The organism is Clostridium sp. CTA-6 (assembly GCF_054768115.1).
Window position 1 is genome coordinate 418,608 of the sequence record NZ_BAAAAU010000002.1, and the last position, 17,208, is coordinate 435,815.

The 17,208-nt window shown below is 27.2% G+C and carries 14 protein-coding genes; 12 read left to right on the forward strand and 2 right to left on the reverse strand.

The window, feature by feature from the left end; all coding sequences use genetic code 11:
- The first annotated feature begins 191 nt into the window (after positions 1–191).
- From ACYUDJ_RS05145 to clpB, 9 genes are all read left to right on the forward strand, one after another.
- On the forward strand, positions 192–1,250 hold the full coding sequence (locus ACYUDJ_RS05145; protein WP_043031146.1) for a YkvA family protein: 1,059 nt from the start codon (positions 192–194) through the stop codon (positions 1,248–1,250).
- Entirely contained in the window at positions 1,225–1,674 is a 450-nt protein-coding gene (gene rnhA, locus ACYUDJ_RS05150) for a ribonuclease HI (protein ID WP_003487377.1), read from the forward strand. Before ACYUDJ_RS05145 ends, rnhA begins: the two co-directional genes overlap by 26 nt.
- 62 nt (positions 1,675–1,736) lie before the next feature.
- Positions 1,737–1,913 (forward strand): hypothetical protein, encoded by a 177-nt coding sequence (locus ACYUDJ_RS05155; RefSeq protein ID WP_003487376.1) that lies wholly within the window; start codon positions 1,737–1,739, stop codon positions 1,911–1,913.
- Between the two features lie 180 nt (positions 1,914–2,093).
- Positions 2,094–3,398 (forward strand): helix-turn-helix domain-containing protein, encoded by a 1,305-nt coding sequence (locus tag ACYUDJ_RS05160; RefSeq protein ID WP_003487372.1) that lies wholly within the window; start codon positions 2,094–2,096, stop codon positions 3,396–3,398.
- Between the two features lie 31 nt (positions 3,399–3,429).
- The gene (locus tag ACYUDJ_RS05165) at positions 3,430–4,683 is read left to right on the forward strand and encodes a helix-turn-helix domain-containing protein (protein WP_003487370.1); all 1,254 of its coding nucleotides are present in this window, start codon (positions 3,430–3,432) and stop codon (positions 4,681–4,683) included.
- A gap of 715 nt (positions 4,684–5,398) precedes the next feature.
- Complete coding sequence (locus tag ACYUDJ_RS05170) at positions 5,399–5,578, forward strand: hypothetical protein (protein ID WP_043031148.1); 180 nt, start codon at positions 5,399–5,401, stop codon at positions 5,576–5,578.
- Positions 5,579–5,618: 40 nt separating this feature from the next.
- The gene (locus tag ACYUDJ_RS05175; protein WP_043031150.1) at positions 5,619–6,224 is read left to right on the forward strand and encodes a DJ-1/PfpI family protein; all 606 of its coding nucleotides are present in this window, start codon (positions 5,619–5,621) and stop codon (positions 6,222–6,224) included.
- Between the two features lie 207 nt (positions 6,225–6,431).
- Complete coding sequence (locus ACYUDJ_RS05180) at positions 6,432–7,358, forward strand: DUF2935 domain-containing protein (RefSeq protein WP_043031152.1); 927 nt, start codon at positions 6,432–6,434, stop codon at positions 7,356–7,358.
- A gap of 457 nt (positions 7,359–7,815) precedes the next feature.
- Positions 7,816–10,416, forward strand: coding sequence for an ATP-dependent chaperone ClpB (clpB, locus tag ACYUDJ_RS05185; RefSeq protein WP_043031154.1), 2,601 nt, complete (start codon positions 7,816–7,818; stop codon positions 10,414–10,416).
- 345 nt (positions 10,417–10,761) lie between these two features.
- Here the strand turns inward: clpB and ACYUDJ_RS05190 are convergent, their stop codons facing one another.
- Positions 10,762–11,490 carry a type 1 glutamine amidotransferase gene (locus tag ACYUDJ_RS05190; RefSeq protein WP_043031156.1) on the reverse strand — a complete coding sequence of 243 codons (729 nt, stop codon included), beginning with the start codon at positions 11,488–11,490 and terminating at the stop codon, positions 10,762–10,764.
- Positions 11,491–11,548: 58 nt separating this feature from the next.
- The gene (locus ACYUDJ_RS05195) at positions 11,549–12,910 is read right to left on the reverse strand and encodes a Mur ligase family protein (RefSeq protein WP_080333482.1); all 1,362 of its coding nucleotides are present in this window, start codon (positions 12,908–12,910) and stop codon (positions 11,549–11,551) included.
- A 319-nt stretch (positions 12,911–13,229) separates the two neighbouring features.
- Here ACYUDJ_RS05195 and ACYUDJ_RS05200 point away from each other — a divergent pair, with 319 nt between their 5' ends.
- The 3 genes from ACYUDJ_RS05200 (at position 13,230) to ACYUDJ_RS05210 (ending at position 16,763) form a co-directional block, all read left to right on the forward strand.
- Positions 13,230–14,210: a type I phosphomannose isomerase catalytic subunit gene (locus ACYUDJ_RS05200; RefSeq protein WP_043031160.1), complete on the forward strand. Its 981-nt coding sequence runs from the start codon at positions 13,230–13,232 to the stop codon at positions 14,208–14,210.
- A 476-nt stretch (positions 14,211–14,686) separates the two neighbouring features.
- Positions 14,687–15,802, forward strand: a complete 1,116-nt coding sequence (locus ACYUDJ_RS05205; RefSeq protein ID WP_043031162.1) for a transglutaminase domain-containing protein — start codon at positions 14,687–14,689, stop codon at positions 15,800–15,802.
- Positions 15,803–15,908: 106 nt separating this feature from the next.
- On the forward strand, positions 15,909–16,763 hold the full coding sequence (locus ACYUDJ_RS05210; RefSeq protein WP_043031164.1) for an undecaprenyl-diphosphate phosphatase: 855 nt from the start codon (positions 15,909–15,911) through the stop codon (positions 16,761–16,763).
- Positions 16,764–17,208 lie beyond the last annotated feature (445 nt).

The window sequence follows — 17,208 nt, forward strand, 5'->3', positions numbered from 1 at the left end:
TTAATATCTCTTTTAAACTTGTACAATAATACTATAATATTTTTAAAAATCAGTCTAATGATTATCATAAAAATTGTTAAAGTAATTTCTGGTATACTTAAAAGTTATTAGTAATAATTATATTAGTTTTAGTATGATTAATTTTAGTGTATACTTATTTATAAGTGAAAAAGTAGAGGGGGAAGTAATGGATGAAGGTATCATCTGTAAAAGTTACTTTAACAGAAGTAGATATAATGACTTTAATAAAGGATTATTTAAAAGTTTCTGGATTACATATTGAAAGTATTTCTCTAGGGGATTTTATAGAGATAAAAGGATCTTATACAAAGGGGATTTCTATACCTTTTTTTGCTAAATTAGCTTTAGGAAGTGTGGATAACAATACTTTAAATATAAGAATATTTAAAGTTAAGGTTATGAATTTACATATAATTGATACAATAAAAAAATTAGCTTTAAAACTATCTTTAAGTAGTTTTAAAGACTATGGTATATATGTTAAAAAAGAAAATATAAGATTAGATTTGGATATACTATCTAAAAAGATACCTTATACTTATTTTAAAATAGAAAAAATAAATCTATATAGTGGTTATATAGATGTTTTTGTAGATAATATAGTTTACTCTAAAGAAAATGAAAAAGAAGATAAAGAAGTTGAAGAAGAAAAGTTTTCTTTAAATAAAAAATATAAACCTATATATAAGAGGAAAGATAATTACTCTCTCACAAGAAAAAGTTTAAAGATTAAAGTACCTAATAAGTATAATAAATTTTTCGAGTATTCTATGCTTATACCAGATATAACAGTACTATTATATAGATTACTTAAAGACAAAAGAGTAGATGTGAAAACTAAAACTCTTGTGGTATCAGTATTAAGTTATATTGTTAGTCCAGTGGACATAATTCCATCTTTTATACCGTTCATAGGTAAAATTGATGATTTTGCTGTGGTGTTTTTTGGATTAAATAAAATAATAGAGGAAGTTCCAGAGGAAATTATTCTAGAAAACTGGGAAGGACAGGGGAATATAATATTTTTAGTAAAACAGGTAATAGGATATATATCAAATATAATAGGAACAGAAAATGTGAGAACACTTATGAAATTTGTTAATAATATTGTAGGGTTTATAAAGGAAAAATCTGACGGAAAAAGCAACTTAAAAGCGCAGAAACAGGAAAAGGATAAAGCTTATGAGGAGGTGGCATCTGCAGATGAAAAAAGTAATAATATACACTGATGGAGCTTGTAGAGGAAATGGTCAAGAAAATACCATAGGGGCTTATGGAATAGTTTTAATGTATGGTGAACATAAAAAAGAAATAAAAAAGGCTTTTAGGGATACAACTAATAATATTATGGAATTATCTGCAGTAGTAGAAGCACTTTCTTTATTAAAGGAACCTTGCAATGTAGAAGTTTATAGTGATTCTGCTTATGTTATAAATGCTATAAATCAAAAATGGCTGGATAATTGGAAAAAGAATAATTGGAAAACGGCCTCTAAATCTCCAGTTAAGAATAAGGAATTATGGGAAAATTTGGATGAATTATTAAAAAAACATTCTGTTAAGTTTATAAAAGTAAAGGGTCATTCAGATAATGAGTATAATAATAGATGTGATAAATTAGCAAATGAAGCTATGGATGAATTTAATGTTTAATATTTTACAAAAATGCATATCCTACATTTAGTATTAAAAATAAATAAAGGAGAGTGTAAAATATGAACAATAGATTTTTATCAGGTATTACTGCAGGTGCTATAATAGGTGCAACTGCTGGAATGTTAATAGTACCTCAGTTAGACAGAGGTACTAGAAGAAGACTAAAAAGAACAAGCAGAAATATGATGGGAATGGCAGGAAATATGATGGGAAATATGAGAGGAATAATGAGATAGAAAGATTTGGGGAAAGCCCCAAGTCTTTTTTATATACAATAAATACAAAAATGTACATTAAATTTGAAAAAATATGTAATTACTTTTATAAAAAATTTATCCTAATTGAAAAAATATGTTATAATGAGGTTATGAAAACTATAAAAAAAATTAACTATATTAATAGCGAGGAAGATACTTATGGAGATACTTTCTTTGGGGGAAAAAATTAAAAGAAGAAGAAAAGAACTAAATATGACATTAAAAGACTTAGCTGGAGATAGAATAACTCCAGGTCAGATAAGTCTTGTAGAATCAGGTAAATCAAATCCGAGTATGGATTTATTGGAATATTTGGCAGAAACATTAAATACGTCTATAGAATATTTCATGGAATCTGAGGATACTCAGGCAGAAAAAATATGTAAATATTATGAAAATATAGCGGAATCTCATATTATAAATGATAATTTAAATATATCAGAGCAATATATAGAGAAGTCTCTTTATTATGCAGAAAAGTATAACCTAGAATATAGAAAAGCTAGAAATCTTTATTTAAGAGGACTTATATACATGCATAAAGGAGATCTTCCTGTTGCGCAGCAATATCTTTTATCGTCAAACGTAATATTTATTAAAAATAATAACTATGAGGAAATAGTTAATACCTTTGTTAATTTGGGAAAGATAACAATATTTTTAAAAGCTTATCATTCTTCCTGCAGTTATTTTCAACAAGCAGAAAAGGTTTATGGTGATAATGATATAGGAAACGATGATCTTTTAGCAGAGATATATTATCATATAGCTTATACATATTTTAAGTTAGATAATATAAATAAAGCTATAGATTATTCTTATTTAGCAAAGGAAAAATATAGACAACTAAACAATAAAAAAGAATATGCAAACTCTCTTTTACTATTATCTCAACAGTATAGTGAAAAGGGAGAAATGGATAGGGCTATAAAATATTCTGAAAAAGCGTTAAATATATTTAAAGAAGTAGATGATGTATTATACACCTCTAAAATAGAAAATAACTTAGGTAAGTTATTTTATGAATTTGATAATTTAGAGGAGTCTTTTATACATTTTAATAGAGCTAAAGAGATAAGGGAATCTAATAAGGATCCGCTGCTTTTAGAAACTTTAATAAATATATGTGAAAATTACATAAAACAAAAGGATATTTATAACTGTAAACTAACATTAGATGAAATAATGAATAATTTAGAGAATGGAAATGAAATAGCTTTAGTAGATTATTATTTATTAAAGCATAGAGTGGAACTTCTTCAAGGGGATTTAGAAGAAGCAGAAAGTACACTTTTAATGGCACTAAACTTTGTTAAAAACATGCAAAATAAGGAAAGAATAGGAGAAATATCCATAATAATAGGTAAATTCTATATAGATAATGGAAATGACAAAGAAGCGGCTAAATATTTAAATGAAGGTGTAGAAATGTTCAAGGAAGTAGGATTATTAAAAGACATGTAAGTAGATTTATTTTGTGGATGGGTGAGATTTTATGGAGATACTTTCTGTAGGGCAAAAAATTAAAAGAGCTAGGGTTTATAAAGGATATACCCTAAAAGAACTATGTGGAGATACTATATCTGTTTCTAAAATGAGTTGTATAGAAAATGATAAGATAAAGCCAGATGATGAAATACTAAAAATTATATCAGAAAAATTAGAAATAGATATTAAGTATTTAAAAGCTGGAGTAAAAGAGCAACTTTTAGATAATATTGATAAACTTAAAGATAACAAAAATGCATCAGATTATGAAAAGATTCTAGAATATAATTTAAAGTATGCAGAAGAATATAAATATTATCATATAGCATTTTATATAATACATATGTTATTTAATCATTATTTAGAAAATAGTGAAATAGAGAAGCTACAACTTATAATATCTAAGTATTATGATTATTGGTTAAAATCTAGCATAGATGAAAATAAAATAATTTATTATATGGATATTGCTAAATTTTTCTTTGAAACTAAGGAATATATAGAAGCGGCTAGTTATTATAGGAGTATTAGAAAAATTGCGCACGAAAAAAATAATTATATATTATTATCTGAGGCTACCTATGATGAAGCGGCTTGTTATATAAGAATAAAAGAATTTGATAAGGCTTATGAAATAGCTGTAAGTCTTATAGATTTAATAGATTTTTTAGATAACAATATTAAAAAAGCAGAAGTTTATAAAATATTAGCTATTTTATCTTTAAGATTAGATAGAAAAAAATTTGAAAACTATGAAGAAAAATCTTACGTATTATATGGAAATGATTTAATTCATAAAGCAGATGCTACTTTTAAATATGCTACAGCTATGTTTGATATAGGTGAAAAGGATAAAGCAATAAATTACATAAATAAAGCTTTAGATTTATATCCTAAAAATAATACAAGAGCTTTTGTATCTTTTATGTTAGACACTATGAAGATTTTATTAAAAAATAATATATTATATAGAGCTCAAGAAATTTCAGACGAAATATTAAATTATGCTATAAAGATAAATAATATAAGATTTATAGAAAAAGCTTATTATTATAAAGCTATAATTTTAGAAAAGCAAGGAAGTTTAGATACTGCTGAAATGTATATGAATCTTTCTTTAGACTCTATACTAAAGTTTGGAACAAAACAAGAAATATATGAAAGATACATGAAGATGGGAAATATGTATCACAAAATGAAACAAGTAGGAGAGTCTATAAAATATTTTAATTTAGCGATTAAGCTTTCTAAAAAACTTTAGTGTATAAGAAAATTATGACTTAAAAGGGTGTTATATTATAAGCCTATTAAAAGGGGATATGTGTCTAGAAAGGCAACTCAATTCGCTAAGGGCTTCTAATTTGTTTTTGTAAAATATATTGGTAAAAATGAAACTCACTACCGTTCAAACAATCATTTTTCACCTAATATATTTTCAAAAAACAAATAAGAATTTCTAAGCTTTTTCGAATGTCTTTTACGTCACATATCCCTCTTTTTAATAGGCTAAAGTTAGTATAATTTTTAAAGATAATTTTTGCGGAGCATAGTAGAGGAAATTTTCTGTTTACTCTACGCTTATATATCAGTTCATAAATAAAGTAGTGTAATTATTTCTATAGATATCTATTTTTCTTAAAAGTATTTCTTGTTTTAATACCTTTAAATACTGGTGTGATAATTATAGAGTAAAGAACAGAGTGAAGATTATAGATATGGATTATTTTATTCTATCTATTTTCAGCAGCTCAGCAGCTATTAAAGGAGGTTCTTTAACAGTACATGAAAAAGAACAATGGCAATAATCTTTAAAAGAATATATTTTGAAGGTGCCTGGAATCCAAAAGGTTTTACTTGATTGTGGGCATTATATTCATGATTATGAGTATGAAAGAATTGCATTTAAAAGCAAGGAATTTATTAAAAGCGTTATACTTGTAAAATAAATATACTCATTAATAGAAAGGATGATTTTTATGGAAATTAACTACTTGAGTATAATTACTTTGATTATTAACTTAGTTTTATTATTTTTAATCATCATAGTAATATTTAAAGAAATCCAAAGTGTTAAACACTTTATCAAAAGGAATAAAGAGATGGATAAAAAATTAGATATCATTATGAAAAGATTAGAAAATAAAGAAGATAATTAAACCTTATGTGAAATATTGTAAAGCAAGAGGAGGCAATAATATGCTTTATAGAGTGGATGTACTTTTATTTGATAAGTTTGAAACATTGGATGTATTTGGCCCTGTTGAAATACTTGGGAGTATTCCAGATATTTTTAAATTAAATTTCATATCTCCTGAGGGAGGAATTGTTGAAAGTTCTCAAAATGTAAGAGTAGATACCAACTTGTATACAAATGAAAATGATATAGAGAAAATCTTACTTGTTCCAGGAGGGATTGGAACAAGAGAAAAAATTGATGATAATAATTTTATTAATTTCATTGAAAATATTTCTAATCAATCAAAATACATAATTAGTATATGCACAGGTTCGGCTTTACTTGCTAAAACTGGAATATTAAATAAGAAAAAAGCAACAACAAATAAATGTGCATTTAAGTGGGTTACAGAGCAAGGTAAGGATGTATTGTGGGTAAAAGAATCAAGATGGGTAAAGGATGGTAATATATATACATCTTCAGGGGTATCTGCTGGAATGGATATGACATTAGGTTTTATAGCAGACATTATTGGAAAAACAAAAGCATTAGAGATTAGTCAAAGAATTGAATATTTCTGGAATGAAGATAGTAAATATGATCCATTCTCTAAGATGTATGAATAATTTATTTATATAAAATGCTTTATGTAGAATATTTTTATTAACTGTATTAGTAGTGATTAATGAATTTACAGGATAACGTGAACTTTTTATATAGCTTTTGCAGATTGTATCTAAAATTTATAAGTATAGCCATGCGATAAAAGTAATCTTTTGTGTATTCAATTAATATGATGATAGTGAAGAAAAATTTTAAAAGGAGAATTCACTATGCTATCTAGACGTGAGTTTATACGACAATCATTAGAGCTACATCTTTTTTTTGGCAGAATTATGAAGGAACACTCCTTCTTTTTACAAATAGGTTTTACACCTAAAGATTCAAGACTTATGCAGCAGGCGAACGCTTTTAGAATGGAATTTGATAGACTTTTAGCTGATGCTATATCCCTTTCTAATGGTGTTGTTAGCAATAATGTATTAAAATCTGGTGAAGTAGTAACACCATTTACATTAAAAGCTGAAATGGCTTCAGCATATTTTACAGGAGTGAATATTCCAATTAGATTGACTGAAGCAGAAGAAGGATTAAGGGGTGATAGCTCAACGAAAGTTAATCCTATGCTTGAAGAGAGAGTATCTATGCTTAATCAAAGAGCAATGGGACTAACTAGAGCTTTAGCACAGTTTAAGACTAAAATACTATCAGATGTTATATGTTGCAGAATATTTACAGTTAATTACCCTTTACTTATAGATCATATTTTAAGGGAAGCAAAATTCTATTTTCAGTTAGTTAGAAGACTACAAAATCGTGAAGAAATCGATTTAGAAAAAGAAGCTTATGAACAAGAGACCTTCTGGAACAGAATTATGGCCGAACATTCAAAATTTATTAGAGGTCTTCTTGACCCAACTGAAGATGAACTTATAAAGACAGCAAATAACTTTGGAAATGAATTTGATGAGTTGACAGAAGAGGCAAAGGAAGCCATGGATAATGCAATGGCAATTTCAAAAGTTACAGATGATAGCCTTAAAGCAACTATAGAAATAAAGAAATTTAAGGCACAAGGTACTCAAGGATTGGTAGAATGTAAAATCAGGTCAATAATAATACCGTTACTAGGTGACCATACTCTACGTGAAGCAAGTCACTATTTACGTTTATTAAAAATATTTGAAAAAAGTGTATAAAATTTAATGGTATATAAGCATGGATAGAAATATCGATGCTTATTTATTTTGTGACAATATGCCAAATATTTATACAAGTACAAGTTATAATTCGTAGAGTATATTTTAGTAAAAAACGAATTAGAATCTTTTATGGAAGTGAATCGTCTTTATAACTACCTATCTATTTTTAAAATTAAGGGTAGCATAACTATCTTTTAAGTCATAATTTTCTTATTCTCCCTCTTGAAAGTAGAATTTTTTTGAATATAATAGTAATTAAATAATCTATGCATATTAAATTAAATTTTGAAAATATTTAAATATGTAGGGATAAAAAAATTAAAGAATTAGAACAAGAAAATAAAAAAACTAAGAGAACAATTAGAAGTTATTAGAGGTAAACCATATGAAAAAAATATAGGCATGGCAAGTGACGTTGTACTTTGCACACGATATATAAAAGGGAGGTAATTTTATGGATATTGAAAAATTAACTTTGAAGGTACAGCAAGCTATAAATGATTCTCAACTTGTTGCAGTTAAGTATAATCATCAACAGATTGATACTATACATTTATTTTCAGCTTTAATTTCTCAGGATGATGGATTAATTCCTAATATTTTAGGGAAAATGGGAGTGAATATAAGAGACATTAATGCTGAAACTAATAGAGTTTTAGATAGTATGCCTAAAGTATTAGGTGAGGGAGCACAGTCTTCTTCAGTGTATCCTACTAGGAGATTTGAAGAGGTTTTTGTAAAGGCGGAAAGTATAGCAAAGGATTTTAAAGATTCATATATAAGTGTAGAACATGTTTTATTGGCTATAATGGATGTGGACAAAAATAATGTTCTTCCTATATTAGAAAAATTCGGAGTGAAAAAATCAGAGTTTTTAAAGGCATTATCAGCTGTTAGAGGAAGTCAAAGGGTTGATACCCAAGATCCGGAAGGAACCTATGAAGCTTTGGTGAAATATGGTAGAAATTTAGTTGAAGAAGCTAAAAAACATAAATTGGACCCTGTTATAGGAAGAGATGAAGAAATAAGAAGAGTTGTAAGAATTTTATCTAGAAGAACTAAGAATAATCCTGTACTTATTGGAGAACCGGGTGTAGGTAAAACTGCTATTGTAGAAGGATTGGCAGAGAGAATTGTCAGAGGAGATGTACCAGAAAGTCTAAAAAATAAAATAATATTTTCTTTAGATATGGGCGCACTTATTGCAGGTGCAAAATATAGAGGGGAATTTGAAGAAAGATTAAAAGCAGTATTAAAAGAAGTTCAAAATAGTGAAGGAAGAATAATTTTATTTATAGATGAAATCCATACTATAGTAGGGGCAGGTAAAACAGAGGGCTCTATGGATGCAGGAAATTTAATAAAACCTATGCTTGCTAGAGGAGAACTTCATTGTATTGGAGCTACTACTTTTGATGAATATAGACAGTATATAGAAAAAGATAAAGCTTTAGAGAGAAGATTTCAACCTGTAATAACAGATGAACCTACAGTAGAGGATACAGTATCTATATTAAGAGGTCTTAAGGAAAGATTTGAAATATATCATGGAATAAGAATACATGATTCAGCTATTGTAGCTGCAGCTAAACTCTCTAGCAGATATATTACAGATAGATATCTCCCAGACAAAGCAATAGATTTAATAGATGAAGCTTGCGCTATGATAAGAACAGATATAGATAGTATGCCAACGGAAATGGATTCGATGAAAAGGAAGATATTCCAGTTAGAAATAGAAAAAGAAGCATTATCTAAAGAAAGAGATGTGGCTTCAAAGGAAAGATTAGAAGTCCTAGAAAAGGAACTAAGTGAATTAAAAGAGAAAGATAAAGAAATGACAGCTAAGTATGAAAATGAAAAATCTCATATAACAAAAATAAGAGATTTAAAAGAAAAGCTAGATGATGTTAGGGGACAAATGGAAAAGGCCGAAAGAGAATATGATTTAAATAAAGTGGCAGAGCTAAAATATGGCTTAATACCAACCCTTCAAAGAGAGATAGAAGAAAAAGAAAAGTTAATAAAAGAAAATAGTAATGGAAATGCTATGCTAAAAGAAGAGGTTACAGAACAGGAAATTTCTGAAATAATCTCTAAATGGACTGGTATACCTGTAACAAGATTAGTTGAAACCGAAAGACAAAAATTATTACAATTGGGAGATCAACTAGAAACTAGAGTAATAGGCCAAAGTGAGGCAGTAAAAGCAGTAACTAATGCAGTTATAAGAGCTAGAGCAGGATTAAAAGATCCAAGAAAACCCATAGGATCATTTATATTCTTAGGGCCTACTGGGGTAGGAAAAACAGAACTTGCTAAAACTTTAGCTAGAACTTTATTTGATACAGAAGAAAATATAATAAGAATAGATATGTCTGAATATATGGAAAAATATTCAGTATCAAGACTTATAGGAGCTCCTCCAGGATATGTAGGATATGAAGAAGGAGGTCAGTTAACAGAAGCGGTTAGAAGAAAACCTTATAGTGTTATATTATTTGACGAAATAGAAAAAGCTCATGACGATGTATTTAATATATTTCTTCAAATATTAGACGATGGAAGACTTACAGACAATAAAGGAAAGGTTATAGATTTTAAAAATACTATAATTATAATGACTTCTAATCTGGGAAGTAACTATTTATTAGATAATGAAAGTAAAGAAGGCATAGACGAAAGTGTAAGAGTAAGAGTAAAAGAAGCTTTAAAGGCTAGATTTAAACCAGAATTTTTAAATAGAGTAGATGACATCATAATGTTTAAACCTCTTACAGTAGAAGACATTAAGAGAATAATAGATATATTCTTAGATGATATAAGAAAAAGACTTAAAGATAAGAATATACAGCTTAAGATTACAGATAGTGCCAAAGATATCATGGCCAAAGAAGGATATGATCCAATATATGGTGCAAGACCATTAAAGAGATATATAGAGGATACTATAGAAACAGAAATAGCAAAACAAATAATAGCAGGAAACATATACGAAGGTACTACTGTTGGAGTAGACATAAAAGGAGAGTCAATAGTTATAGAAAGAATCTAAGGAAATTATGACTTAACAGTCTTTAAAGGCTGAAAATTAAAACAAGAAATACTTTTAGTCAATAAATAGCTATAAAAATAAAGAATACTAATATTTGTGTACTAATATTTAAGCTAACGCTCTAATGCCACGTCCTGTGGCAACAGAGCTAAGTAAACGTCCTATTTACTTCACGCCTAAATATTAGTCCACAAATAAAGTATTCTAATTATTTTTCTAGATATCTATTTTCTCTAAAAGTATTTCTTGTTTTAATACCTTTAAAGGTTGTTATAATAATTTCCTATTGAAGGAAAAAACCACAAAAGGATGATTTTGTTCCGCTTAAGTCGTAATTCTCTTAAATTAAGCTTTACTTTCTCTATTAACTATAAATTCTTTTGCTTTAAATTCTAGATTATCATCTAAAGGATCTAGTTTTATATCTTCACCATATTTATTTTTTAAAGCAGTAGAAAGAAGTCTGTCTGCTAATTCTGGGTTTTTGGAAAGTAGAGAACCATGGAAATAAGTTCCAAAGGTGTTTTTATAGATACAACCTTCTTGTTGATCTTCACCATTATTACCATAACCGGCTATAACTTTGCCTAAAGGTTTTAAATTTCCTATATAGGTTCTTCCAGAATGATTTTCAAAGCCTACATAGGTTTCATTAAAATCTTCATTTTTTATTACTGTGTTTCCTATAAATCTAGTGTCTCCACCCTCAGTGTATATATCTAATATATTTAGTCCATCAAGTTTTTCACCTTCTGGTGTAGTATAATATTTACCTAATAATTGATAGCCACCACAGATAGCTAATAAAACTTTTCCTCTTTCTATGTATTCTGTAAGGTCATCTTTTTTAGTTTCTACCATATCTTTTGAAACTATGGCCTGTTCATAATCCTGACCTCCTCCAAATAGAGTTATATCATATTTATCTATAGGAAAGCTATCTTTTATGGAAACATTAGATACATTTATTTTTATACCTCTTTGCTGAGCTCTATATTTTAATACTAGAATATTGCCTATATCCCCATATACATTTAATAAATCAGGGTATAGATGACATATATTAAGTTCCATGTATTTCACCTTCTTTACATTAGTTTAAAATGTTTAATTTAATTGTTTTATATATTAATTACCATAATTTTTTAATATATCCTTTAGAATTTAGAAATTTTCTAAAAGATGTCATAGCAGTGTATGTGGCTAAAATATATACTGTTTCTTCCTTGCAACTTTTTATATCCTCTAATAAATCATCATGATTTTGAGATAGTTTAAATGTTTCATTTGGGAGACCTGCTACTTTTAATCTTATAGCCATATCATATAATCTAACACCAGAGATTAGTATATTATCTATATCTAGAGAATTTAATTTTTCAAATTTTACATCCCATATCCAAGATACATCTCTACCATCTGCATAGTTATCATTTAAAAGTAGGGCTAAATTTATTTTTTTCTTATCTAAAACTATAGTATTTATGGCTTGATCATATCCAGCAGGATTTTTAACTAATATTATTTTAACATCTTTACCTTCTATGTTTATGCTTTCTTGTCTACCAAAACTACTTTTTTGACTCTTTAATGAATTAAATATAATGGATTTTTCTATACCTAATGTTTTAGCCATAGAATAAGCACATAGGGCATTATAAACATTGTATAGACCAGGTTGATTTATGTAATATTCTTGATTATCCATTATAACCAAAGATCCTTCTGGTGTTAAATCTTCTACTTCATCTAAAGAAAAGGTTAGGTTAGGTCTTTTGTATCCACAGCTTTCACAGTAGTAGTTGCCTAAATGATTATAAGTTAAAAATTCATAGGAATAAGGATGTTTACATTTTTTACAAAACTTTGAGTCAGCATTTACATCTATTACAGTATCAGCGTTTTTAGAGTGGGAAAATCCATAATATAAAACTTTATTAGGAAGAGAATTATTTAAATCACCTAAAAGTGATTCGTCTCCGTTTAATATAAGTTTTGAATTTGGAGATTTTTCAATACCCTCTAATATTTTTTTCAAAGTAGTATAAACTTCTCCATATCTATCTAGTTGATCTCTAAATAAGTTTGTTATAGTTATTATTTCAGGAGATACATATTCTGTAATAAATTTTACATTGGCTTCATCTACTTCTATAACTGCATACTTTTCTTCTTTATTATTGAAAGAAAAATTTTCTACAAAACAAGCTACTATGCCTGGAAACATGTTTGCACCAGTACTATTGGATATTACAAATTTATTACTGTCTTTAATCATATTGTATATCATACTAGTTGTAGTAGTTTTACCATTAGTCCCTGTTACAAGGATTATTTTATAATCCTTAGCTACTGTTTTTAATATTTTTCTATCTAATTTTAAAGCAACTCTTCCTGGAAAGTTGGTTCCACCTTTAAAAAGTGTTTTAGATAGTTTTAGCACTATTTTTGAAATCATTATACTGAAAAAAGATTTTATATTAATTTTACACACTTCCTTTTTGAATTTTTAAATAAATAAGATTACAACTACCTATTATAATATAACTTTAACTATTTTACATTAATATTAATAAAATGTTCAGTTAATTTTTGTGAATTATTATTTTATTAATGTGAATTACTAGTTAATTTTCAATCATTATAAATATATAAATACCCTAAATACCATAGATTAAAAGTATTATAAAATTAGTGTTTAAATTTCATGTATTGTACTTTTTATATTTAGTTTAATTAAAATCTTTAAATGTAATTAATACATGTAGATTAGAATATATATTAATTGAATCAATTTATATTTAAGGAGAAGAATGTATCCTTTAAAATTTAATAATATATATTTAAATAAAGTATGGGGTGGAAGAGGCTTAAAAAAATTTAGAGATAATCTTCCTAAAGGAGATATAGGTGAAAGTTGGGATATAGCATTTCACCAAGACTTAATAAGTGTAATTAAAAATGGAGAACTTAAGGGGAAAACATTAAAAGATGCTATAGACTTATATAAAAATAAACTAATGGGAGATTGTATATTTGATAGGTATAAAGATTTTCCATTACTTTTAAAAATAATAAGTGCAGAAAAAAAATTGTCTATACAAGTACATCCAGGTGAAAAAGATATTTTAGATTCAAAGGAAAGTCCCAAAAAAGAAGCCTGGTATGTTATGGAAGCTAAAGTGGGTTCTTATATAATTTTAGGTAGCAAAATAAAAGATAAAGCTGTAATTAGGAAGGTTATAGATAATGGTACAGTTGAAGATTATTTATATAAAGTACCAGTAAAAAAGGGAGATGTATTTTATATAGATAGTGGAATGATTCATGCTATAGGTAAAGGAGTTACATTAATTGAAATTCAAGAAAACAGTGACACAACCTATAGATTATATGATTACAATAGAGGAAGAAAACTAGATTTAGAAAAAGGAATGAATTGTGTAAATTTAGATATTAAACCTAATAAAAAATCAGGCTTAAAAGTGCAATTAAAAAATTGTAGTAAAACCTATTGCTTTTTGTCAGAGGCTTTTGCTATGGAAAAATATGAAGTATATTATTTCTTAAAAGAAAAAAGTGATAAAGAAAGGTTTTTTATTTTTACCTGTGTAGATGGACAAGGACAAATTAATTATAGTGAAGGGCGACAAAATTTAAATAGAGGAGATAGTATACTCATACCTGCTTATATGGGCGATTATACATTAAGAGGTAATATGAATTTGTTGAAATTTTATATACCTGATATAGAAAAGTCTATTAATAGTATTGTAAATATAATAAAATGTTAAATAAATTTTATCCGATGACTACCCGCTCTAATACTCCCATCTTCTTCAAAGTGGGAGTATTAGAGCGGCTACGTCCCTGGATAACCATTTCCTAAGCTTCAGAGGGAGTAAAAACTACCTCTGAAGCCAAGAACTCTGTTTATGTTGTTGCTTTTAAATAGTATAAGTTAGAAGAAGGGGGTATGGTATAAATAGAGATTTAGAAGATGATGTATGAAAATAGAGTTAATTTTAATATGGTAAAGATAGAAAATACACGTATAGACTAATGTTTATTAGGTGTATTTTTTATTTTTGCTATATTTTAAATCTATTTTATGTTAAGTTCCTCTTTTTTTAAATAAGTTTTTACACTGTATTTTTAGTTAAAAAATATAGTGAATATTATATAAATAATGAAAATTTAAAATTAATACTATATACTTAATATACGATAAACATATTAATATATAAATAGAGAAGAGAGGGAGTTTAAGATGTATAGAAAAAGATTAAAATTAAAGACTGTATGTGTTTTTATTCTTGTTTTATTTATTAATATATTGTTTATTTCCTGCAAAGGCGGAAATAGCAATAAGGGTATTGTAGTAGAAAAATGGGATAATTTTTATGAAGGAAACAATATACATTTTTATTATAGTGATGGCAAAAGTCCAAACCCTCAACAATTAAAATCCAAATATTCTTTAGATAAACTTACATCAAAAGGAAAAGATGATTTGGGTAAGGCCTTAAAGATGACTAGTTGGTTAAATAGTAAATTGAAGTTTTCTAAAAACAGTATAAAGACAGAAGAGGATCCTTTAGCTATATTAGAAAAATATAAAGAGGGGGAGACTGTTTCAGATAAAGAATTTAATGAAATTTTTACAGAGGCTATTTCTTCTGTTGGAATATATTCAAGAATAGGGGAATTTAGAGTTAAGGACGCTCAGCATAGCAAGAAAGATGATTTTTTCATGGTTTCAGAAATTTGGAGCGATAAATATAAAAAATGGATAATGATAGATGTAGTTAATTCATGTTATATGTCTAAAGCTGGAGTACCTTTAAGTGCTATAGAAATTTTGAATAATGGAATAAGTGACCTAGAAATAAATGGAGTTAAAGATAAAAATAAATATATTAAAAAAATGGAGAGATATTTTTTTAGCTACACTATAGGTATTGACAATAATATTCATGATGGAGTTAAAAGTAATTCATATATTACTTATATACAAAATGGACAATTACCAGAATTGAAAACTATTAAGGGATATATTAAACCAACTATTTTTGTAAATAATGACTCTTTATTTACTATTTCACCTAAAACTCAGTATAAAGATCTACAAAATGATAAAAAACCCACTCTAATAATATCTAAAAAGAATACTGAAGGAAAAGAAGAAGAAACTCCAAGTTTTTATGTGGCTTCTTTTAAAGATAGTGTTATGGTTAAGGAGTTTTATATAAGTGTCAATGGAGCAGATTTTGGTAAGGTAAACAATATTTTTGAACTAAAATTAAAAGAAGGGCAAAATTCTATAAAATTATCAGAAAATGGTAAGGATGTCGTGAGGGAAGTAATAGTGAATTATAAAAAGTAATAAAGATTATTATTTTCTTATATGTTTATTAATATATTTGTATAAGTCATAAAAAATAGTATAATATAGGGGTATTAAATAAAAAAGAGAGCGAGGAGTTAGGTCAATGCTACTAATATTAAAAGCAATAATAATAGGAATAGTAGAAGGTATAACGGAATTTCTACCAGTATCCTCTACAGGGCATATGATAATAGCCGGATCCCTTATAGGATTTGATGGAACAGTGTATAGAAAAGCTTATACAGATATGTTTAGTGTTGTTATACAATTAGGAGCTATATTAGCGGTGGTGGTTTTATATTGGGACAAAATTATGAGTACTCTTAAAAACTTTTTACCAAGTGATAGGGTACCAGTAAAAAAATGTGGTTTAAAATTTTGGATTAACATAGGAATTGCATCTATACCAGCAGCGGCTATAGGAATGCCATTTAATGATAAAATAGAAGAAAAATTATTTTATCCATTACCTGTAACTATAGCTTTAATTGTAGGCGCTATATGGATGATATATGCGGAAAATAGATATAGAAATAATTCTAAAACTACTAGTATAGATGATATAAATGCTAAACAAGCTATTATTATAGGATTGTTTCAATGCCTAGCATTATGGCCAGGTATGTCTAGATCAGCATCTACAATAATAGGAGCTTGGATAGTTGGGCTATCTACAGTGGCAGCAGCGGAATTTTCATTCTTTTTAGCTATACCAGCAATGATAGGGGCATCAGGGATGTCATTAATAAAGCATAATGTATTTAGTACATGCTCTTCTATAGAATTAATAGCTTTAGCAGCTGGATTTATAGTATCTTTTATAGTAGCTCTTGTAGTAATAGATAAATTTATAGCATTTTTAAAGAAAAAACCAATGAAAGTTTTTGCTATATATAGAATAGCTTTAGGAATAGTTTTAATGGTTCTTATATATTCCAATATAATAAAGTGGCATTAAAATATTAAAAAGTGTTGTTACATAGGACTATTAGCAATGTAAATTTGCTAATAGTCCTATGTTTTTATATGATATTAAAGATAACTGTACCCAGTGTGTCTATATATAAAAAATTAAAAAATATGAAGGATATTAAAGAATTATAAAAATAATTTTATTATATTAGGTATGAGAGGACAAATATGGCTGAAAGCTGTGATAGAATATTAATTGTCGTCGCGAGATGACAGGTCAACAAAAACAAAAAAGTGTTGACCAAGATAAAAAAATGTGCTAATATTATTAAGCACTGAGAAATGGTCTTTGAAAATTAAACAGAGAATTAACAAGAAACATTCTTGTAACAGCCAGTAAGATAAGGTAATAAACCTTGTCAATGAATTTGAGAAGAGATTAAACTTTAAAATTGAGAGTTTGATCCTGGCTCAGGACGAACGCTGGCGGC